This is a genomic window from Paenisporosarcina sp. P4_D4 (assembly GCF_056401835.1).
In genome coordinates, this window is sequence record NZ_JBFUIO010000410.1 from 1 (window position 1) to 651 (window position 651).

General features: G+C 32.6%; 2 protein-coding genes. Both read left to right on the top strand.

From position 1 onward, the window contains the following. The first annotated feature begins 6 nt into the window (after positions 1–6). Positions 7–153 carry a DUF3885 domain-containing protein gene (locus AC1DSL_RS19165; RefSeq protein ID WP_477533473.1) on the top strand — a complete coding sequence of 49 codons (147 nt, stop codon included), beginning with the start codon at positions 7–9 and terminating at the stop codon, positions 151–153. A gap of 92 nt (positions 154–245) precedes the next feature. Next, a partial coding sequence (locus tag AC1DSL_RS19170) for a UPF0158 family protein (RefSeq protein ID WP_477533472.1) occupies positions 246–651 on the top strand: 406 nt, incomplete at its 3' end.

Here is a 651-nt window from a genome sequence, read left to right on the forward strand (position 1 = left end):
AGTGAATTGCATCTAAGGTTCGAACTAGGMGAGCCATATAAAAGCGGAACTGAAGGAAGAATTGATCAAGTAGTTACAAGAGTTACCACATTGTTTGAAGAAGTGTTCCAGCCGAATGATTTTATTAAAGAAATGGAATCAAGGAGGTTGTAAGTTAATAAAATAAATGAATCAGGACGAATAATAAATAAACAGTCTTTGTTTAACTAACGGGATAGTAAAAAACTTCTAAAGGTGATCTAATAATGAATATACAAGTCAGTCTAAAAGATATAATTGAGGAAATGGAAGTACAGTTTGAAGAGTCACGTTCATTACTAAATATTAATACGGGTGAAATAATTATAGTTACATCTGAGGACTTGAGAGCTGCCGAAGACGAAGAACCATTTGATCATTTACCTGAATGGGAACAAGAAAATAGAATGAATGCAATTGATGTGGTTGAAAACTTTGAAAACTATATAGAGTTACCTACTAAATATGCAGTGAATGAATATGAAATAATGGAAAACTTCAGTTTAAAAGTAAGGGATCAACGGATGCAGGAATCTTTATTAAGGGCCATTAAGGGTAAGGGTGCCTTTAGAAGGTTTAAGGACAAAATAATAGATTTTGAAAAAGAAGATCAATGGTATTCATACCGTGATG